This is a genomic window from Flavobacterium endophyticum, assembly GCF_003634455.1.
GTDB classification, from domain to species: domain Bacteria; phylum Bacteroidota; class Bacteroidia; order Flavobacteriales; family Flavobacteriaceae; genus Flavobacterium; species Flavobacterium endophyticum.
The window spans coordinates 477,564-498,072 of record NZ_RBLC01000001.1 but is presented as its reverse complement, the minus strand read 5'-3'; the positions used below and the strand labels follow the sequence as shown (position 1 = coordinate 498,072).

The 20,509-nt window shown below is 38.8% G+C and carries 25 protein-coding genes; 5 read left to right on the top strand and 20 right to left on the bottom strand.

What is annotated here, in order from left to right; translation table 11 throughout:
- Positions 1-42: 42 nt before the first annotated feature.
- From CLV94_RS02495 to CLV94_RS02415, 18 genes are all read right to left on the bottom strand, one after another.
- Complete coding sequence (locus tag CLV94_RS02495; RefSeq protein WP_121374874.1) at positions 43-792, bottom strand: hypothetical protein; 750 nt, start codon at positions 790-792, stop codon at positions 43-45.
- 121 nt (positions 793-913) lie between these two features.
- Positions 914-1,987, bottom strand: a complete 1,074-nt coding sequence (locus CLV94_RS02490) for an NAD(P)H-dependent flavin oxidoreductase (RefSeq protein ID WP_121374873.1) — start codon at positions 1,985-1,987, stop codon at positions 914-916.
- A gap of 3 nt (positions 1,988-1,990) precedes the next feature.
- Complete coding sequence (locus tag CLV94_RS02485) at positions 1,991-2,368, bottom strand: nuclear transport factor 2 family protein (RefSeq protein ID WP_121374872.1); 378 nt, start codon at positions 2,366-2,368, stop codon at positions 1,991-1,993.
- A gap of 26 nt (positions 2,369-2,394) precedes the next feature.
- Entirely contained in the window at positions 2,395-3,135 is a 741-nt protein-coding gene (locus CLV94_RS02480) for an SDR family NAD(P)-dependent oxidoreductase (RefSeq protein ID WP_121374871.1), read from the bottom strand.
- A gap of 18 nt (positions 3,136-3,153) precedes the next feature.
- Entirely contained in the window at positions 3,154-3,372 is a 219-nt protein-coding gene (locus CLV94_RS02475) for a tautomerase family protein (RefSeq protein WP_121374870.1), read from the bottom strand.
- A gap of 24 nt (positions 3,373-3,396) precedes the next feature.
- Entirely contained in the window at positions 3,397-3,930 is a 534-nt protein-coding gene (locus tag CLV94_RS02470; RefSeq protein WP_121374869.1) for a YceI family protein, read from the bottom strand.
- A 93-nt stretch (positions 3,931-4,023) separates the two neighbouring features.
- Entirely contained in the window at positions 4,024-4,602 is a 579-nt protein-coding gene (locus CLV94_RS02465) for a Crp/Fnr family transcriptional regulator (RefSeq protein WP_121374868.1), read from the bottom strand.
- Positions 4,603-4,790: 188 nt separating this feature from the next.
- Entirely contained in the window at positions 4,791-5,231 is a 441-nt protein-coding gene (locus tag CLV94_RS02460) for a YdeI/OmpD-associated family protein (RefSeq protein ID WP_211331174.1), read from the bottom strand.
- A 42-nt stretch (positions 5,232-5,273) separates the two neighbouring features.
- A complete protein-coding gene (locus tag CLV94_RS17135; protein ID WP_245982424.1) occupies positions 5,274-5,402 on the bottom strand; it encodes a DUF1801 domain-containing protein in 129 nt (42 codons plus the stop codon).
- Positions 5,403-5,408: 6 nt separating this feature from the next.
- On the bottom strand, positions 5,409-5,912 hold the full coding sequence (locus tag CLV94_RS02455; RefSeq protein WP_121374867.1) for an SRPBCC family protein: 504 nt from the start codon (positions 5,910-5,912) through the stop codon (positions 5,409-5,411).
- Positions 5,909-6,229 carry an ArsR/SmtB family transcription factor gene (locus CLV94_RS02450; RefSeq protein WP_121374866.1) on the bottom strand — a complete coding sequence of 107 codons (321 nt, stop codon included), beginning with the start codon at positions 6,227-6,229 and terminating at the stop codon, positions 5,909-5,911. The genes CLV94_RS02455 and CLV94_RS02450 overlap by 4 nt, the downstream gene beginning before the upstream one ends.
- Positions 6,230-6,362: 133 nt before the next feature.
- Positions 6,363-6,623 carry a VOC family protein gene (locus tag CLV94_RS02445; protein ID WP_317125107.1) on the bottom strand — a complete coding sequence of 87 codons (261 nt, stop codon included), beginning with the start codon at positions 6,621-6,623 and terminating at the stop codon, positions 6,363-6,365.
- A gap of 231 nt (positions 6,624-6,854) precedes the next feature.
- On the bottom strand, positions 6,855-7,211 hold the full coding sequence (locus CLV94_RS02440) for a DUF4180 domain-containing protein (RefSeq protein WP_121374864.1): 357 nt from the start codon (positions 7,209-7,211) through the stop codon (positions 6,855-6,857).
- A gap of 9 nt (positions 7,212-7,220) precedes the next feature.
- Positions 7,221-7,634, bottom strand: coding sequence for a nuclear transport factor 2 family protein (locus tag CLV94_RS02435; protein ID WP_121374863.1), 414 nt, complete (start codon positions 7,632-7,634; stop codon positions 7,221-7,223).
- A gap of 112 nt (positions 7,635-7,746) precedes the next feature.
- Entirely contained in the window at positions 7,747-11,103 is a 3,357-nt protein-coding gene (gene secA / locus CLV94_RS02430; RefSeq protein ID WP_121374862.1) for a preprotein translocase subunit SecA, read from the bottom strand.
- Positions 11,104-11,191: 88 nt separating this feature from the next.
- Complete coding sequence (locus tag CLV94_RS02425; protein ID WP_022828503.1) at positions 11,192-11,413, bottom strand: DUF2795 domain-containing protein; 222 nt, start codon at positions 11,411-11,413, stop codon at positions 11,192-11,194.
- A 184-nt stretch (positions 11,414-11,597) separates the two neighbouring features.
- Positions 11,598-12,170: a cob(I)yrinic acid a,c-diamide adenosyltransferase gene (locus CLV94_RS02420; protein ID WP_121374861.1), complete on the bottom strand. Its 573-nt coding sequence runs from the start codon at positions 12,168-12,170 to the stop codon at positions 11,598-11,600.
- Positions 12,171-12,255: 85 nt separating this feature from the next.
- The gene (locus tag CLV94_RS02415) at positions 12,256-12,939 is read right to left on the bottom strand and encodes an ABC transporter ATP-binding protein (protein ID WP_121374860.1); all 684 of its coding nucleotides are present in this window, start codon (positions 12,937-12,939) and stop codon (positions 12,256-12,258) included.
- Positions 12,940-13,123: 184 nt separating this feature from the next.
- On the opposite strand from CLV94_RS02415, the gene CLV94_RS02410 reads away from it, so the two are divergent.
- Positions 13,124-13,813, top strand: coding sequence for a hypothetical protein (locus tag CLV94_RS02410; protein WP_121374859.1), 690 nt, complete (start codon positions 13,124-13,126; stop codon positions 13,811-13,813).
- 120 nt (positions 13,814-13,933) lie between these two features.
- Here the strand turns inward: CLV94_RS02410 and CLV94_RS02405 are convergent, their stop codons facing one another.
- Together CLV94_RS02405 and CLV94_RS02400 are read right to left on the bottom strand one after the other, a co-directional pair.
- Complete coding sequence (locus CLV94_RS02405) at positions 13,934-14,767, bottom strand: O-methyltransferase (protein WP_121374858.1); 834 nt, start codon at positions 14,765-14,767, stop codon at positions 13,934-13,936.
- A gap of 8 nt (positions 14,768-14,775) precedes the next feature.
- Complete coding sequence (locus tag CLV94_RS02400; protein WP_121376209.1) at positions 14,776-16,638, bottom strand: ABC-F family ATP-binding cassette domain-containing protein; 1,863 nt, start codon at positions 16,636-16,638, stop codon at positions 14,776-14,778.
- 144 nt (positions 16,639-16,782) lie between these two features.
- Here CLV94_RS02400 and CLV94_RS02395 point away from each other — a divergent pair, with 144 nt between their 5' ends.
- From CLV94_RS02395 to CLV94_RS02380, 4 genes are all read left to right on the top strand, one after another.
- Positions 16,783-17,157, top strand: coding sequence for a DUF1801 domain-containing protein (locus tag CLV94_RS02395; protein WP_317125106.1), 375 nt, complete (start codon positions 16,783-16,785; stop codon positions 17,155-17,157).
- 98 nt (positions 17,158-17,255) lie between these two features.
- On the top strand, positions 17,256-17,771 hold the full coding sequence (locus CLV94_RS02390) for a DUF4833 domain-containing protein (protein WP_170148731.1): 516 nt from the start codon (positions 17,256-17,258) through the stop codon (positions 17,769-17,771).
- A gap of 55 nt (positions 17,772-17,826) precedes the next feature.
- On the top strand, positions 17,827-18,987 hold the full coding sequence (locus CLV94_RS02385) for a glycosyltransferase family 2 protein (protein WP_121374856.1): 1,161 nt from the start codon (positions 17,827-17,829) through the stop codon (positions 18,985-18,987).
- Between the two features lie 159 nt (positions 18,988-19,146).
- Positions 19,147-20,454, top strand: a complete 1,308-nt coding sequence (locus CLV94_RS02380; RefSeq protein ID WP_121374855.1) for a dihydrolipoamide acetyltransferase family protein — start codon at positions 19,147-19,149, stop codon at positions 20,452-20,454.
- The last annotated feature ends 55 nt before the right edge of the window (positions 20,455-20,509 follow it).

The window sequence follows — 20,509 nt, the reverse complement described above, 5'->3', positions numbered from 1 at the left end:
GTAAGATTTAGTTTTTTGAGATACAGATTTGATAAGTATCTTTTATTTTAAATTAGGGAAAGGGAGTCGATAGGTTAAAGAATATTTTTCACCATTAATCTCAACCGCTTGCTTTTCCTTCATACTGCGTAATAGTTTGATAAACTCTTGAAAATATTTTTTATCTAAATATATGCTATATAAGTCATCGCTTCTTTTTACGGTTGTACTACTGTTTATATCATTCCAATCCTTGTTCCATTTTAAAGGCGTTTCTGGCGAATAGCTATATTTTGTTGCCATTACTTCAAATGTATCAGGTAGCCATTCTTTAGCCGTACTGTTTTCGTATTTAATAATGTTATCGTAAACAGTTAGAAAATCTTTTGGTGTTTTTTGGCGTGTTTCGTTTTTTGGATCTCTTAAGTTGCCATATACACTAATTTCTTTAACGGCGCCAAAAAAATTTAAAATTAGAATATTAGTTGGTTGATCTGTCGATGTTGAAGCTTCAGTGTAATCTTCTTGCTTTATTAAATTATCAGTTATCTCAAACGATTTAATGATTTTTTGTATCGTTTCTGGGTCATTCTGAACTTCAAAATATTTCAGTTTCTTGTCGACAACTTTCTTGTAAATGATTTGTCCGTTTTCATATAAGGTAAAAGTGGGAACATCTGATCCAATGACCATAAGCCATGGGTCGGTCTCAATAAGTACAATTTGAGGATCTCCGTATTTTTCATCATAATCCTGACCGAAAGTGTATGTCAAATTAAAGATTAATAAGATTGTTAAAATATATTTCTTCATATAGAATTTTCTATTTAAATATTAGCAATAACATAATTTTCGGGATTAAACACTTGCCAAATATAATAAATCCCCGACTGCAATTGCAACCGAGGATTATTATTTCTCAATTAAAGATTGTCTATAGAGCAAGCAGTTGGCTTGTTTCCTTAATCAACGCCTGCATCAGTTCTCCTGCTTTATGATGTTTTAAGGTAGCCGTGTTTTGTCCGGACCAAAAGCTGACCATATCTGTTCTTCCTTGTTCTAGGGCTGCTACTTTTAGGGGAGCTATCAGCCTAGTCTGCAACGGAAAAGGAAGTACTTCGGTCTCAAATTTTATTTCGTCAGATATTTTGTTGGCAATCATTCGGCCCATTCGTCCGGTAAGAGATTTTGTTAGGGTCGTATGTTTTGAGCCGTCTGAAAACAGCAGGTCTTTGTGTAAAGGCGTAGCGCCCGATTCGTCTGTGGCAAGAAAAGCCGTGCCTAGCTGTACGGCATCGGCACCTAGCGTCAGCGCGGCGGCTATGCCTTTGGCATCTGCAATGCCGCCAGCCGCAATAATAGGCGTAGCTGTTTTTGCTTTTAACTGCTGTATCAGAGTGAAGAGTCCGGTTTGTGAATCTTGGGCGGGCCTAAGGAAAGAAGGACGGTGGCCTCCAGCTTCAAATCCAGCAGCTACGATAGCATCTACTTTGGCTTCTTCTAATGCCAATGCTTCGTCGAGGGTTGTTGCCGCACCGACCGTTTTTATCCCGAGCCTTCGGGCTTCTGCAAGGATTTCTTTGGAGGGAATGCCAAATATAAAACTGAACACAGCTGGGCGGATTTCGAATAAAGCTTCTACCTGTTTTTCAAATTTGGAAGGAATATCCGTTGACAGTTCCGGCAAGGGAATTCCAAGCTCATCAAAATAAGGCTTGAACAGAGTTTTTACTTTTTCTAACGATTCTGGAGGATAACTGGCTAAGCTTTTGTCTACGTCTGATACCCATAAGTTAATGTTGTAGGGCTTGTCCGTCTTTGTTTTTATGATTTTGGCTGCTTCCAGTATTTCTTCGGGAGTGATTGTATACGCTCCATAGCTTCCTAGTCCGCCATTATTAGATACGGCAGCCAAGAGTTCGGCAGTTGAAAACCCACCGCCCATAGGTCCTTGCAGAATAGGATATTGAATGCCCAGCAGTTCTGTTATTTTGGTTTTATTCCACATCACTTACTCGTTTACGTGTGTTAATAGCTTGTTTGTGATGACCCACTGTCCGTCAATTAGTGACAGGCTGAGCAGGTCATAATAATTGTATTCAAAGATAGGAACGCGTGTTTTGGCAATAGCAATGGTGTTGATAATCTCTATCGACAGGGTTTCCATGCCAAATGCAGCTCCTAGTTCGCTCGGACTTGTACGGTTTTTTACGCCTTCTAGGTATTGGTCGAGTGTTTTGAAATAAGGCTCTCCTTTAATGTCGCCCGATAAAAATGCCTGCGGGTGAAAAACGCTTTTTAGCAAATCGACGTCACCTACAAAAATACCATTAAAATAATCTTCTAGTACAGAAGTTATGCGCTTTCTGTTTTCATTCGTATTTTTCATCGTCTTGTTTTTTAGTGAAACGGTTATCACGAAATGCGGTGGCCTGCTACATGTCCGCCATCCAGATTGATAATCTCTCCGGTTACAAAATTGCTTTCGGCAAGATAAAGAGCCAGTTCGGCTACGTCTTGGGTTTCGCCGATACGGTTGAGCAGATGCAATCCGGCCAAGCTGTCGGCATCAGCTACGCCAGTTTTGGCTTGCAACGGACTTCTTATGATGCCTGGCGCGATAGCGTTGACACGGATATTGTTTCTTCCGAATTCAGCGGCAAGTTGTCTTGTAAGTGCATGAACGCCCCCTTTGCTCGAAATTGGAGCAGTAGCAGGAAAGCCGTCTATGGCATGATCAACCAGTACCGTGCCGATATTGATGATGGCTCCGCCGCCTTGTTGCAGCATCTGCCTTACAGCAGCCTGACTGTTAAAAAAGGTACCTTTGAGGTTGATTTCCAAAAAGCGGTCAAGGTCTTTTTCTTCTACCTCTAGAAAGGGCTTAGGCTGAAATATGCCAGCGTTGTTGATTACTACATCTACTTTGCCAAAACGGCTAACGGCAGTTTCGACCAATTGTTTTCCTACGGAAGCATGGCTTATATCTCCGGCTACGGAAGCCAAACGGTCTGCATGACCGAGTTCTTTTTGGGTGCTTTCGAGGTTGCTCGCGTTGGCCGAGTTGATTACTACATTATATCCTTTGTCTAAAAATAATTTTGCGATGGATTTTCCTATTCCGGTAGATGCGCCTGTTATTATTGCTGTTTTCATTGTTGTAAGTTTTACGAATTATTTTTTCTGTGCAGTTATCCCTTTTTCACGAAGGACGGAAACTTGTTCTCCTGCAAAGCCCCAATCGTCAAGTTCTATTTCTTGTATGACCACTTGGGTAAGACTAGGGTCTTTGTCTAATACGTCGGTGATGAGGTTTGTGATGCCTGCAATCAGCTGTTGTTTTTGTGCTCTTGTAACACCTTCACGGGTTACTTCAATTTTTACGTAAGGCATGATTTCTAATTGTTAAGATTAAGATCAGATGGCTTTTGCCACGAGATTTACATTCAATTCAAACTCATTGTAGATTAAAGTGTCACCCAGATTGGTAAAGAAATTACCAGAACGGAATTTCATATCGTATTTGGTACGGTCGATGATGATCTTGCCGGAAGCTGTGAGCGTTTCTCCTGTAACAGTTGTTTTCAAGTCAAACCCAATAGAATGGGTAATTCCTTTTATGGTCAGGTTGCCTTCTACATGATAGCTAGTTTCTGAATGTTGCCTAACTGAAGTGATTTCTAGAGAAGCTGTCGGGAAACTTTCGCTAGAGAAAAAGTCGTCTGATGCTAAATGGCCTGCAAATTGTGCGTTGGTTGCCGGATCGGTAACATCTAGAATGATAATTGAGGTAGTGTCGATGCTAACGTTTCCGCCTGAAAGCTTGCCGTCGTTAAAAATAAAATTTCCCTCTTTGATAGCAATTGTACCGTTATGTGCTCCGGTTACTTTTTTTCCTATCCATTCGACTCTGCTTTGTTGTGCTTCAATTTTAAAATTTTGTGTTTTCATTTTTCTGTACTTTAAATTGTTATTAATTTATAGTACAAAGGACGGAAGGAAATATAGGGGAGCTAGGTGACATAGGTCACATTCTGCAGAGGACTATTTTGAAGAAGTGTATAATCGGCTTAGTGTTTCTCTTGAAACCCCTAAATAGGCAGCAATCAGGTGTTTCGGGACCATGTTATAAAGGGCAGGATAGAGCGCCAGAAGTTCTTCATAACGTGTCTTGGCATCATTGTTCATGAAAGAAAGCAATCTTTTTTGAGCCGCTACATAGCCTTTGTTGGTACGCCATCGGAAAAAATGCTCGACTTGATGCAATTCGTTGCAGATTTTCTCTCTGTCTTCGTTAGAAATTGAAAGGACTTCGGCATCTGAAATACAGTCGATGCAGATGGTGGCTTTGGTGTTGTTGTATAAAGCGGCATAATCAGACGTCCACCAAGTAGGCATTGTGAATTGGAGGATGTGCATCTTTATGTTGTCGTTGACAAAAAAAGCTTTTAGGCATCCTGAAAGGACAAAATATTCTTTTTCGACCACGTCACCCTCGCTAATAATGACTTGTCCTTTTTTGAAAGTTTCGGATTTGAAATGCGAAAAGAAATAGTCAAACTCATCGTCTGTTAATGAAGCTGTTTTTGCTATGTGCTGTCGTAATAGATCTTTGCCGTCCATTTCTAAAAGTTTAGTTTAACAAAATTAGTATTAAAAGAGATAGAAGTGTATTTATGAATTATGAATTATGAATTATGAATTATGAATTATGAATTATGAATTATGAATTATGAATTTTAGAAATTAATAATCCCCAGCTGTAGGGTACAACCGGGGACTATTAGGTAAAAACTAAAATTATGTTGGGCTTATTTTGCGTATTTCCAGAACCGGCCTTTGCCTTCGGCAATCCACTCTATGGCTTCTTCCATTCTTTTTTCGCGCGTGGCATCGGTTTTGGCATCGGTTATCCAAATGTTGTACTCTTTCCTAAAGGCTGGCGATTTGCTGTCGAAGACTTCTTTTGCTTTTGGGTTGGATTCTAGTTTTTTGATAAAATAATCGGGCGTTTCGACAACTTTTGGCGTGTCATTTTTCTTCATTGAAACTTTTATGCCTTTTTCATTGAGTGCCATCGCTTCTCTAAGCAGAGCGACAAACTCGACATCGTCTGGCAGATCAGACAGACTGGTAATTTTGCCTAAGTATCTTTCGACAGGTTTTAGTTTTGCCTTGTCTTTTAGGCGAGGGTCGCTCAATAATTCAGCTTTTATAAATGTAAAGGAGCAATGGTTTTTATAGGAAGCCATGACCACCATAAAGTCGCCTTTGTAATCGAAGTGGGGAATGCCCTATTTGATGGCTTCTACAACCTCTGGACAGGTAGCATGAACCAGCTGTCGCCAGCGGTTTAATATAGGCTGGGCAAAATCAGCAGATTTTGCGATATAGTCTTGTACTTTGGAATCAAATTGTGCCATTGTATGCTATTTTGCTAAGGTTGCTAATAGATCGTCAAGTCTTTCTAGTGTCGAAAGCATTCCTTCTTCCATTCCCATATTGATAACGGTTTCTAAATCGGAAAGTGATTTATACGTCACGATAGTCTCGACGATAGCATTTTCGCCAAAATCTTGAAAGGAAACATTCCATTTGGCGCGTGGCAGTTCAGTATTGATATTGCCATCAGGATCAGAAAAAGCATCAAGCGCTTTGTAGTAGTCGATCGGGTGTATTTCGGTATATTCCGTCAGTCCCCAGTATTCTGTACAGTTTGGTTCCATCATGGCATAATGCCAGTGGCCGCCTTTGCTAAAATCCATAGACTTGGTTTTAGTTGATAATGGCTTTGGCGCAAACCATTGGTCTAATAATTCGCTTTTGGTGTAGCAGTCCCAAACCAACTGTCGGTTTGCAGCAAATTCGCGTTTTACGGTTAGGGTATTGTTTTGTTTGTCGACGATGAAGTCAAATTGCAGGTTTGGTTTCATTTTTCTTGTTTTTTGATTGTTAATAATAGGTCGTCAAGTTGGCTGAAGCGGCTTTCCCAGATTTTCTTGAATTGTTCGAGCCATTTGTCTATCTCTTTCATTTTGTCTATTTCGAGCTGGTAATAGATTTCCCGGCCTTGCTGTTCTTGCTTTACCAGTTCACATTCGTTTAATATCTTTAGGTGTTTTGAAACGGCTTGGCGGGTTGTGTCAAAATGCTCTGCAAGGGCATTGGGTGTCATGGGCTGCAATGCGATCAGAGCGATAATTGCTCGTCTTGTTGGGTCTGCTATGGCTTGAAAAACATCTCTCCTCATTGTTTTGTTTGTTTAATTAAAGCAACTAATTGGTTGCAAATATATGTGCAACTTTTTGGTTTCGCAAATTTTTTTTCGTGTTTTTTTAAAATAAAAACTCCCCGAATGTTATAATCGGGGAGTTGTATTGAAATTATGGTTTTGAAAATTCTCCAAAATGCCACAGTACGCCAGAAGGATCGTGTAAGAAGCATTCGCTACCCCAATCGTTGTGACGGATAGGAGTGAGCCTTACGTTTTTATATTTAGCAGGCAGGTCTAAAGCCAAAATATCTTTCCAGCAGGTTGCTACGTTTTCAACTTCTAAAAAAAGCATAGTATTGTCTACCCAATCTTTGACATAGGCATCCTGCAGATAGAATCCTAGTCCTTCTTGGGTCTTAAAGAAAGACATATTAGGAAATAGGACTACTTCTTCAAATCCCAAGTCTCGGTTAAAACTGCGCGATACTTCAAAGTTTTCGGCTCCAATAAAAGCGCGGATTGAGATGTTTTTAGTTTTTATAGTTTTCTTTTTACAGTACGTTTAATTGAAAATGTTATCTGCCGAATCGTATTTGTATGAAGGATAGTCGGATACTTCAATTGTCATATTTTTATACTGGTGTCGATTCATTTATCAATCTTATGAAAGTTTCCCTAAAGCTTCCGAAGTAGAAGATACAAAATGAATCTGCCCTGTCTTATTGCTTTCAAAAATAAAGTCTTTGATACTTTTACTTTGGTAGTTGCTAAAATCACCAACAATTGCCAAACGAACACGGTAATTTGAAAACTTTTGGAGTATTTCGCCAGCGATGCCTGTCTTTAAGTCAAAAAAGCTCGGAGTAATATTCTTTTCATGGAGTATAATTGTGCCAAAATCTTGATAATAAAGATTGCCCAACAAATCCAATCCGTCTTCGGCAGTTTCGATTACTGTTGTGTCTGAAATTATTTCGGCAATTCTGGTCTCGTTTATTATATGAGTTTCGATTTTCATGTTTAAAGTTTAATTACTCAAAGAATTCACAAGTGCATAGCTGTCTTCCAACAGGCGATACCGAACAATTAAGTTGTTTTCTAAGGTGAAATGTATGGAAAATAAAGATTCATACGTTTTGCCAGTTTTGGTCATTCGGGAAGAAAATTCTCCTATTACTGCGGCATGATTGTCTTCTGCAAAAATAGAGTCAATTTTTGCACCCAAAGGCTCTGTGTTTGCCCACAATAGTTCAAAGAATGTTTTTATTTCTTCTTTTGTACTTTTCTTTCCGAGCCAAGGGGCTGCATCTTCATTTCCGGGAACGAACCAATCTACATTTTCAGGAAAGAAAGTGAGTAGCTTTTCTAAATCTCTTTGGGCGAGCGCTCCAAGATAGTTTTGAATTGTATTTAGTGTCTGTTGTGTCGTGTCAGAATTCATAGTGGTCTAGCAATTTTATATACTTCAAATATAAAAAATCCCCGACCGCAAATTGCAATCGGGGATTTATATTTATTCTAAATCTGAAATCTAAAATCTCAAACTTGAAATCTTATTCATTGACTATAACCCATTCGCCAGAAGTTAAAAGGCTTTCGGCTTTTTTATACTTCATGGTTTCGGTCTTGCCGCTCATGACATGCTTCACGGTAACGTTGTCGTTACGGTTGATTTTTGGCATGTCACGTACGATAGTTTCTGTCACCTGTGGTCTTTGAGTTTGTCCTGCTTCGCGATTTGCTGCTGTAGCTTCATCTGAATTTGGAATTTCGTCTTTTGAAGTCTTGTAGTTTTCTTTCGGACGTGCTATTTCTCTTGCTTCTTGGATATTCGGAGTATTCTGTTGTGGCAGATCGCCTTTGAACAAGAAAGAAATTACTTCTTTGTTCACATTGTCGATCATGTTTTTGAACAGATTGAATGCTTCGAATTTATAGATAAGCAACGGGTCTTTTTGTTCGTGAACAGCCAATTGTACAGATTGTTTCAATTCGTCCATCTTGCGCAAGTGCTTTTTCCAAGCTTCGTCAACGATTGCCAGAGTGATGTTTTTCTCGAAATCGCCAATCAACTGCGTACCTTCTGTTTCGTAAGCCTTTTTCAAGTCGGTTACTACGTTTAAGGTCTTGATGCCGTCTGTAAACGGAACTACAATTCTTTCGAATTGGTTGTTTTCGTTTTCAAAAACATTTTTGATGATCGGGAACGCTTCTCTTGCGCTTCTTGCTGTTTTTTCAGTATAGAATTCTAAAGCTGATTTGTATACTTTTCCGGTCAATTCCATAGGCGTGATTTTTGCAAAATCAGCTTCATTTACTGGGGAAGTGATAGAGAAGTAACGGATCAATTCGAATTCGAAATTTTTGAAATCGTTAGATGCTTTGTTCGCTTCAACGATAACTTCGCAAGTGTCGTACATCATGTTGGCGATATCTACTTTCAGACGTTCTCCGTGCAAAGCATGACGGCGACGTTTGTAGACTACCTCACGTTGTGCGTTCATAACGTCATCATATTCCAAAAGACGCTTACGCACTCCGAAGTTATTTTCTTCTACTTTTTTCTGTGCTCTTTCGATTGATTTTGTCATCATCGAGTGCTGGATCACTTCGCCTTCTTTCAAGCCTAAACGGTCCATTACTTTTGCGACTCTTTCTGAACCGAACAAACGCATCAAGTTGTCTTCTAAAGATACATAGAACTGTGAGCTTCCTGGGTCTCCTTGACGTCCGGCACGACCTCTCAACTGACGGTCAACACGACGTGAATCGTGACGTTCTGTACCAACGATAGCTAAACCTCCGGCAGCTTTAACTTCTGGAGAAAGCTTGATATCCGTTCCACGACCTGCCATGTTTGTTGCGATAGTCACGACTCCGGCTTTTCCTGCTTCTTCAACGATCTGTGCTTCTTGCTTGTGCATTTTGGCGTTCAATACGTTGTGAGGAATATTTCTCATCTTAAGCATTCGGCTTAATAATTCTGAAATATCGACAGAAGTGGTACCGATCAATACAGGTCTTCCTGATTCAGCAAGGGCTGTAACGTCTTCGATTACTGCGTTGAATTTTTCACGCGTACTTCTGTAGATCAAGTCTTCTTTATCTTTTCTTGCGATTGGCTTGTTGGTAGGGATTTCAACTACGTCTAATTTGTAGATTTCCCATAGCTCGCCAGCTTCTGTAACAGCAGTACCAGTCATACCCGCTAATTTGCTGTACATTCTGAAGTAATTTTGTAAAGTAACTGTCGCGAATGTTTGCGTAGCGGCTTCGATTTTTACGTTTTCTTTAGCTTCAATCGCTTGGTGCAATCCGTCAGAATAACGACGGCCGTCCATGATACGTCCTGTTTGCTCATCAACAATCAATACTTTGTTGTCCATGATAACATATTCTGTATCTTTTTCGAATAAAGTGTACGCTTTTAATAGCTGCGTCAACGTGTGGATACGCTCGCTTTTGATGCTGAAATCTTGGAATAGTTTTTCTTTTTCTTCTGCTTCGGCATCTTTGTCAAGATTCAATTTTTCGATTCTTGCAATTTCGGTTCCGATATCTGGAAGGATAAAGAAATCACTGTCAGTATCTCCAGAAAGGAACTTGATTCCGTTGTCTGTCAACTCAACTTGGTTGTTTTTTTCTTCAATCACGAAATACAAGGCCTCATCGATCTTGTGCATGTCGCGGTTGTTGTCTTGCATGTATTGGTTTTCTGTTTTTTGAAGCAATTGCTTAACGCCTTCTTCACTCAGAAATTTGATTAATGCTTTATTTTTAGGCAAGCTTCTGTAAGCTCTCAACAATAAGAATCCTGCTTCTTTAGTATTGCCTTCTTTTAATTGTTTTTTAGATTCGGCCAAGAAACCGTTTGCCAATTGTCTTTGCAAGTTTACAAGATTGTCAACTTTTGGCTTCAATTCATTAAATTCATGACGGTCACCTTGTGGAACTGGACCAGATATGATCAACGGCGTTCTAGCATCATCAACCAAAACCGAATCGACCTCATCGACAATTGCGAAGTTGTGTTTTCTTTGAACCAACTCTTCTGGCGTGTGTGCCATGTTATCTCTTAGGTAATCGAAACCGAATTCGTTATTTGTTCCGTAAGTAATATCGGCGTTGTACGCTTTTCTTCTGCCTTCGGTATTTGGCTGGTAATTGTCGATACATTCAACTGTCAAGCCGTGGAATTCGAATAGAGGTGCTTTCCATGTGCTATCACGTTTTGCCAAGTAGTCGTTCACGGTTACCAGGTGTACTCCGTTTCCTGTCAAGGCATTTAAATATAAGGGAAGGGTAGCGACTAACGTTTTACCTTCACCCGTCTGCATCTCGGCAATTTTACCTTGGTGCAACACCATACCACCAATCAACTGCACGTCGTAGTGGATCATGTCCCAAGTAATCTGTTTTCCAGCGGCATTCCAAGTGTTGGCCCAGATTGCATTGTCGCCTTCAATAGTAATGTATGTTTTTGTAGCAGAAAGTTCCAAATCTTTTGGAGTTGCCTTTACTGTAATCTGAGTATTGTCTTTAAACCTTTTGGCAGTTTCTTTTACAACGGCAAACGCTTCAGGAAGAATTTCCATCAAAGTTTTTTCAGAAATATCGTAAGCTTCTTTTTCAAGAGCATCGATAGAAGCGTAGATGTCTTCTCTGGCATCGATATCTTGCGTCTTTTCTACTTCTAATTTATAGGAAGCGATTTTAGCGTCTTTATCTGCTCTTGCTTCTTTAATTCTTTCTTTGAAGTAGATTGTTTTGGCTCTCAGTTCGTCGTGCGAAAGGGAAGCTAATGTTTCTTCGTATGCTTTTATCTTGTTGATGATCGGCATGATGGATTTTACATCCTTCTCCGATTTGTCGCCCACAAAAGCTTTTAATATGCTGTTGATGAAACTCATGGTTTGTTGTATTTCTATTTATAAAATGTTGCAAATTTAAGCAAAAAAAAAGCCTCAAGTGAGACTTTTTCGTTGTGTTTATTATTTTTTAATATTCATCCTCATTCCAAAGATAATCTTCGTCAGTTGGATAATCTGGCCAAATCTCTTCCATTGATTCGTAGATTTCACCTTCGTCTTCAATAGACTGAAGATTTTCCACTACTTCCAATGGTGCTCCAGCTCTAATAGCATAGTCGATAAGTTCGTCTTTGGTTGCAGGCCACGGCGCATCACTTAAATAGGATGCCAATTCTAATGTCCAATACATCTGATATCGATTTAATAATTTATGCAAAAATAATTTTTTTACTGAAATAGTCAAGTAAAATTGTATTTATTTTAAAAAAGTCAAGAACGTTTTTTCGAGTTGCCTGATTTTAGATATGCGATTTCAGATTTCATATTGTCTGCTAATCTTAATCTGTCGTCCGGAACCTCCGTCTGCACTAGGATTACTGTTTTTCAGGAATCCATTTCACTTCATCTGCCTTAAGGTCGTAGGACAACTTTCGTGCCAGTACAAAAAGGTAGTCAGAAAGTCGGTTTAAGTACTTAATTACGAGCTCGTCGGTAGGCTCAAGCTCATTTAAATGTACCGAAAGGCGTTCTGCACGACGGCATACGCAGCGCGCAATGTGACAATATGACACAGTGGTATGTCCGCCGGGAAGCACAAAATGTGTCATGGGCGGCAAGGTGTTTTCCATATCATCAATTTCATTTTCAAGTAATTGTATGTCGCCTTCGATTATTTTGGGAATATTTAATCTTGGTTTTCCATTTTTCAAGATTTCTTTTTCGGGCGGTGTAGCCAAAATGGCACCGACAGTAAAGAGCCGGTCTTGAATTCGGATTAAAATGTCCTTATAATGTGTATTTATTTCTTGGTCGCGAATAAGCCCGATATGGGAATTAAGCTCATCGACAGTTCCATAGCTTTCAATTCGGATGTGATGCTTAGGAACCCTGTCGCCTCCAAACAAGGCGGTAGTTCCTTTGTCTCCTGTTTTTGTATATACTTTCATTGTGTTTTTGATTTTGGGTGTCAGACAAAAACTATTGTTTCCAAAAGGAAATGTAGCTTAAATAATGAGTTTTTGCTAGTGCCATTTATTTGTTTGGCTTGTCGCTTTCTACTAATCCATCGCGAAGTCTTATGATTCTATGGGCATAGGCCGCAATATCTTCTTCGTGGGTCACCAAGATTACAGTGTTTCCGTTGGCATGGATTTCATTAAAAAGGTTCATGATTTCAACAGAAGTTTTACTGTCAAGGTTTCCAGTCGGCTCATCTGCCAAAATGATTGAAGGCTTGTTGACTAAAGCTCTGGCAACAGCAACACGCTGACGCTGTCCTCCAGAAAGCTGGTTGGGCTCATGGTCCATTCGGTCACCGAGACCTACCTGCTTTAATACTTGTTCTGCTCTTGCAAGACGTTCGGATTTTGAGTAGCCGGCATAAATCATAGGCAGTGCCACATTGTTCAAGGCAGTCGTTCTTGGCAATAAGTTAAAGGTCTGAAAGACAAATCCGATTTCTTTATTGCGTATTTCAGCCAGATTGTCATCGCTCATCTGACTTACGTCATTTCCATTTAAGATGTATTGCCCTGATGTTGGCGTGTCAAGACAGCCGAGAAGATTCATCAACGTAGACTTTCCAGAGCCCGAAGGTCCCATCAACGCAACATATTCTCCTTTCGAGATATTAAGGTCGATTCCTTTGAGGACGTTGATAATTTCGTTTCCGAGGACAAAGTCTCTTTTTATATTGGTGATTTTGATTAATGACATAATTTTAATTTGAGTCTAAAAGTAATGAATTTTTATAAAATGGTTTAGTCGTCAGATCGTTAAAGAAAAGAAGGTAATGAGAAATTTTTATATTAAATTATTCATAAAAAATTAACTCAAATACTAGCTTTATTTTTTTTATAGCTAAATTTATAAGAACAATTTTAATTAAAACCATTAACTTATGAAAAAGATTAATTTATTTTTAGGAGCAATCATTGCGATTGCTTTTGTTTCTTGCAAGAGTGAAAGCGAAAAACAAGCCGAAATGACTGTAGGGTCATATGAAAAATATGTAGACTCTGTCACCAATGTTGCGGTAGCCGATGCAAAAGCAAATTGGCAAACTATTGAAGTTTCTTATAATGAAAGAACTGCCGAAGCAGAAGCGGCCCTAGCCGAGCTAAAGGATAAAGCAGCTGCCGAAGCAAGGCTTGAAAAATCAAAAGCAAAATATGCAGAGCTAAAAGCAAAATTAGATGCTGAAGCGGCCAAAGATGCAGAAGCAGCGAAAGCGGCGGCAGCGAGCCAGCCAGCAAATAAAAAACAATTATTGAGAGATGCTTATTTTGGCGCTGGAAAAATTGGAGAAGACATGAATTTCTCTTGGGTGAACAAGGATAACATCTTGAGAGTCTATAATGATTTCTATAATGAGTTTGATAAAAATAAAGATACTTATTCAAGAGAAGATTTTGACGAAATCAAGGCAATGTATGAAGCTTTAGATGCGCATAAAAATAAAGTTGAAAAAGAAGGTCTTTCTTCTAAAGACAACGCGAAAATAGCGGAACTGAAATTTAAATTTGCTCCAAAATTCAAATGGGAAAGAATGGGAGCGAAAGCTGAAGAAAACCAGAAAGCAAAAGAATAAAAATAGTTATTTGAGTTTGGAAAAAGACTGCTGTAAAAGGCAGTCTTTTTTATTTGTAATGCCTTTGACTGTTCGGCATTCTAATATGACCAAAGAACTGATCAAGGTGTTGCGAAATAATCAAGGCAATAGTCCCCAGAGCTTTCGGATACCTAAAATGCTGTTCACTACAAAATAGTTTGAAGTACGCAATATGAAATGTTCTTTTTCTTGTTCTTTTCGGAAAAAGACCAATCCCCATTGGAACGTGTCAATCGTAACGGTTACTTTCGGATGCTTTTTTATAGTTTCCCAGGCTTCCTGCATTCCAGAAGACCAATGGATGTCATCGAAAATCCAGACGGTATTATTCGCAATTGTTGGAAGCAAGGCTTCAAAATAGTGTAATGTGGCTTCTTTTGAATGGTTTCCGTCAAAATAGATAAGATCGTAGGTTGCGGATTGGATGTTTTCAGATTCCAAATACGCTTCAAATTTAGTTACGACAGAAGTCACACTAAAGTTGAAGTCTTGAAATTGCTGCTGAGCTACTTTCGCCGTATGGGGACACCCTTCTAAAGTCGTAATTTTTGCTTTGGAGTTTCCTAAAGTTAGCGCAGAAGTGGCTAATCCGAGCGAAGTTCCTATTTCTAAGACGTTTTCAGGCTGAAAATAGCGTACGATTCGAAATAAAAGCCGAGCATTTTTAGAAGAAACTCCTGCATTTTTAGCAATCTGGTTTATAGCCCGAATATTGGATTTGAAGACTCTTGAGCCAGATCCAAAATCGGTTACTTCAATCGTTTTTTTATTTTCTAAAAGTGAATCGCGGTATTTTTTTAAGGTTTTGTATTCACCATATTTTTTTGTGTCATAAAAGCATTTCCGAACCAAATCAAATACAAACGGAGAATGAACTCCGTGCGCATTGCTTGAATTCCATAGAAATTTTAAATATGAAGTTAGGATATGCATGCTTTTAATCAGCCTTCCATTTTGGCGGAAAGCTCAAACCATCGTTCTTCTTTGTTCTCGATTTTTGAAATTATGGATTGGAGCTCATTGGCTTTTTTCTCAATATCGGCATCAGCAACTTTTCCATCAGAAAATAGCTGTTCGATTTTGGCTTTCTCGATTTCCAGGTCTTTGATTTCGCGTTCGATTTTTTGGAATTCTTTCTGCTCGTTAAAAGTCAGGTTTCCTGTCGGATTGTTTTGCTTCCAGGCTTTTTTCTCGGTCTTGTTGTCTTCTTTTTGCTGTACGTCGGCACTGTCTTCATACGCCCTAAAGTCAGAATAGTTTCCAGGGAAATCTTCTATCACGCCTTCACCACGAAATACGAATAAATGGTCTACGATTTTGTCCATGAAGTAACGGTCATGTGAAACTACAAGCAGACATCCAGGATAATCCAAAAGGAAACTTTCCAATACATTTAGAGTTACGATATCCAAATCATTCGTAGGCTCATCGAGAATCAGGAAGTTTGGATTTTGAATCAAAACGGTACATAAATACAATCGTTTTAATTCGCCTCCGCTTAATTTTTCTACATAATCATATTGTTTCTTGCTGTCAAAAAGGAAACGCTCCAGCAACTGCGAAGCCGAAATAATCTTTCCTTTCGTCAGTGGAATATATTCTCCGTATTCTTTTATGACATCAATAACACGCTGGCCAGGTTTTGGATTGATACCACTTTGGGTATAATATCCGACTTTTATCGTATCTCCAACAATCACTTTTCCGCTGTCAAGAGGAATGGTCCCGGTCAATAAATTTAGGAAAGAAGATTTTCCAGTACCGTTTTTTCCGATAATACCGATGCGTTCTGCGCGCTGAAAATCGAAACTGAAGTTATCTAAGATGATCTTGTCGCCGAAACGTTTTGAAATCTTGTGAAGCTCAATAATTTTGCTTCCCATACGTTCCATGTTGATTTCAAGCTCTACCTTGTTTTCCTTACGTCGGCTTTCTGCTTTTTGCTTGATTACATAAAAGTCATCTTGGCGCGATTTGGATTTGGTAGTTCTCGCTTTTGGCTGCCTGCGCATCCATTCTAATTCTTTTTTGAAAAGATTCTGTGCCTTGTCGACACTTGAATTTTCAGAAGCAATTCGCTCTTCTTTCTTTTCTAGATAATAGGAATAATTGCCTTTGTATTGGTATAGTTTTCCATTGTCAAGTTCGATAATCTCATTGCAGACGCGCTCTAGGAAGAAACGGTCGTGGGTTACCATAAACAACGTGATATTTTCTTTAGCAAAATAGCTTTCTAACCATTCGATCATTTCTAAATCTAAATGGTTGGTAGGCTCATCGAGAATCAATAAGTCGGGACGGTTGATCAAAATAATAGCCAGAGACAAACGCTTTTTTTGTCCACCGGAGAGATTTTTTACTTTGAGCTTGAAATCTTCCAGCTTTAGCTTGAATAGGATCTGTTTGAACTGCGTCTCAAAATCCCATGCGTTGAATTGGTCCATGCGGTCAAAAGCTTTTTGGTAGGCTTCTTCATCTTCTGGATTTTCCAATGCTTTTTCATATTGGTGGATTACGTCAAGAGTTTCATTGTCGGAAGCAAAAATACTTTCTTCAATCGTCAATTCGTCTTGGAGGTTATGGTCTTGCGACAAGAAGGCCATCTTGATATCTTTGCGGATTACCACTTGGCCTGTATCTGGTTCGTCATCACCATTGATAATTTTCATGATCGATGTCTTGCCCGAACCGTTTTTCGCGATAAAAGCAATTTTCTGGTCCTTATTAATTCCAAACGAAATGTCCTTGAAAAGCGTGCGCTCCCCAAAAGATTTCGAAATATTCTCAACAGATAAGTAATTCACGGTAGAAATTTTTTGCAAAAGTAACTTTTTAAAACCAAAATAAGTTATTGTCGATTTAAAACTGGCGTCTCTTAAAAGAATCTACTCTAAAAGGTTATTTATAAATTGATATATTTGATTGCAGGTTATGCTGAAAACGTGGATATGAACGAAATAAAGGACATAGATAATTTCTACCTAAAACAAGAGGAGCCCTTTAGGAGCTGCCTTCTTGCCTTGAAGGATATTATCCTTTCGCAGGATGCTGAAATTACGAATGTGCTGAAATATGGCATGCCTTTCTTCTGCTACAAACAAAAAATGTTCTGCTATTTATGGAACCATAAAAAATACAAGCAGCCTTATTTGGGAATGGTAGAAGGCACACGCTTGGATCATCCCAAATTGATTATCGAAAAACGCTCAAGGATGAAAATCATGCTGTTTGATCCAAATGAAGACTTGCCGATAGAAACTATTGAAGTTCTTTTGAAAAAAGCAATCAATTTGTATACTTCTGGAGAAATAAAGCAGAAATGATGTTTTAATTGAGAGAGGCTAATTAAGTTTTAACAATAGAAAAAAACTTACATTATTAACTATTTAGTATATTCGTGATGCTAACTAATTGCAATACAATGAAAAAAATATACCTACTGCTTTTTATTTCAATCAGTATGCAAGCGCAAAAAGGCTATCCAACGCCTGCAATGGCTGACAATCACTTATTTTATATACAGCACAGCCAGAATCATAACACCTTTGTTTATGAGGCTAATTTTACAAATAAAAGATTCGATGACGTTGAGCCTATAAAAATTCATAGGATTGCCTATACAAAAGGGGGTGTTAAGGAAGAACTCACTAAATTACAGCGAAAGCTGGCTTATGGTATAGAAATCCAAAAAATAAAAGAGAACCACTATGAGTTTTCGCTAGTTTCCTATCCGGGCAAAAAGCTCTACATGGAACTTGGCCCTAAAGACAAGCCGCACGTGAAAACCACTGTCAATGGCAAGAAAATGATTCTCAACAAGATGTTTCTTTCGATGGAAGAGTCAAAAAGCCTAAAGCCTAAAGTAGAATATATCGATTTTTATGGCATCGATCCCGAATCCAAGAAAGAGATAAAAGAGCGATTTTATATGAAGTGAGACGAATCTCGCTATTCCTAATGGAGCAATCTAAAAATCTATTTATATTTGCTCAATGCAGTTATCCGTTATCATTCTCAACTACAATGTCCGTTATTTTCTCGAGCAGTGCATTCTGAGCGTCCAAGAAGCTATTCGCGGACTTGAGGCGGAGATTATCGTTGTCGACAACAATTCGCCAGACGATAGCTGTCAGATGATAAAAGAACGTTTTCCGGGCGTAATCTTGATTGAAAACAAGGAAAATGTTGGCTTCCCCAAAGGCAATAACATAGGAGTTGAAAAAGCAAAAGGAGAATACATCTGCATATTAAATCCAGATACTATTGTCGCCGAAGATACATTTGAAAAAATCCTAGCCTTTGCCCGAACCAAAACCGATTTAGGTATCATTGGCTGCAAGCTGATTGATGGGACAGGAAACTTTCTTCCAGAATCAAAAAGAGGAATTCCATCGCCTTGGGTAGCCTTCACAAAAATATCCGGACTTTATAAAATGGCATCTTCGTCAAATGTATTCGGACGTTATTACGCGGGACATCTTACAGAAAATCAGACGGGAAAGGTTGCCGTTTTAGTCGGTGCTTTTATGGTGCTGAAACGAGAACTTTACAAAGAAGTAGGAGGCTTTGACGAACGGTATTTTATGTACGGAGAAGATATTGATTTTTCGTTTTCGGTACTAAAGAAAGGGTTGTCAAATTATTATTTTCACGAAACCAGCATCATTCACTATAAAGGAGAAAGTACCGTAAAAGACGGAACTTACATGAAGCGTTTTCAGCGAGGAATGGAGTTGTTTTATGAGAAGAATATGAAGTCCTCGATTTTCTTCTCGATTTTTATGAAATTTGGAATGCTTTTCTTCTCTTTCATAAAAATGTTTCAAGGAAAATCGAAACCTAAAATTAATCCAGAAAGTTATATTTTTGTGTCAGATGACCAAGTTCTTAAAGAAAAATTGCAAGTTGCGCTGAAAAAAAATATCCAAATCCAGAAATTTGAAAACCAAAAAGCAGTATTTTCGCAAACGTTTTCGGATAAGGAGCCTGTAGAAGTGATTCTTGATAACAATCACCTTACGTTCAAGGAGTGCATCTCCGTTTTGGAAGCACACAAAAACAAAAATATGACTTTTAAAATACTGCCTAAAAAATCCGATTTCATTATTGGAAGCAATAGCAATAACGACAGAGGAGAAGTCGTTCGATTTTAAAATGATGAAAATTAAGTTCTTAATGCTTCAAATTTAGAATAAATTTGTGCAGTTTGTGTTTAAAAAAAGTATCGTAAAATTATATAATTCTTGGCGTAGCCTAAAAATTATCACTAATTTTGCAAGCAGAAAATAAAAATTCACCATTAGGTTAACAATATGGCAAAATTTGAATTGAAACTTCCAAAAATGGGAGAGAGCGTTGCAGAAGCAACCATTACCAACTGGCTAAAAAAAGTAGGCGACCCAATTGAAGCCGACGAAGCAGTACTTGAAATTGCTACCGACAAAGTAGATTCTGAAGTGCCTTCTGAAGTATCAGGAGTTTTATCTGAAATCCTTTTCAATGTTGACGACGTTGTAAAAGTCGGTCAGACAATCGCTTATATCGAAGTATCAGGAGGTGTTGTTGTAGAAGCACCAAAAGAAGAAGCGCCAGCTTCAGCAGCCGTAATCGAAAAAACGGTAGAAGCGGCACAGCAAGCTGTTTCGACACCGCAAGATTTCTCCAATTCAGAAAAATTCTTTTCACCTTTAGTAAAAAACATTGCAAAAGAAGAAGGAGTTTCTGTAGCTGAATTAGAATCAATCAATGGTTCTGGGAAAGACGGGAGAGTAACAAAAGACGATATATTAGGCTATGTAGCAAAAAGAAAAGAAACTAAAGGAACAAGCCAAGAGGCTCCAGCTCCGGTAGTTTCTGCACCAAGCAGTCCTGCACCTAAAGCTACAGCGGCGGTTCCGGTTTCAGTAAACGGAGGCGATGAAATTGTGGAGATGGACAGAATGCGCAAGCTGATTTCAGGCTATATGGTCGCTTCAGTTCAGACTTCGGCTCACGTTCAGTCGTTTATCGAAGTTGATGTGACTAACATTGTGAAATGGAGAGATAAAGTGAAAAATGCTTTTGAAAAAAGAGAAGGTGAGAAGCTAACTTTTACGCCAATCTTTATGGAAGCTGTGGCGAAAGCTTTGAAAGATTTCCCTGGAATGAATATTTCTGTTGATGGAGATTATATCATCAAAAGAAAAAATATCAATCTTGGAATGGCGGCAGCGTTGCCAAACGGAAACCTGATTGTTCCTGTAATCAAAAATGCTGACCAGCTAAATCTTGTAGGTATGGCAAAAGCGGTGAATGATTTAGGAAACCGTGCAAAAGCAGGAAAACTAAAACCAGACGATACGCAAGGAGGAACCTACACGGTTACAAACGTAGGAACTTTCGGCAGTGTTTTCGGAACGCCAATTATCAACCAGCCGCAAGTAGGAATCTTGGCTTTAGGAGCTATCCGAAAAGTACCAGCGGTTATTGAAACTCCTGAAGGCGATTTTATCGGAATCCGTCAAAAAATGTTCCTTTCTCACAGCTACGATCATCGTGTTGTAGACGGCGCATTAGGAGGAAGCTTTGTGAAACGCGTTGCCGATTATCTTGAAGCTTTTGATGTCAATAGAGATTTCTAATCGAATCCATTATAAATAAAAAACCTCTCAAGCGAGAGGTTTTTTTATGCCCTAA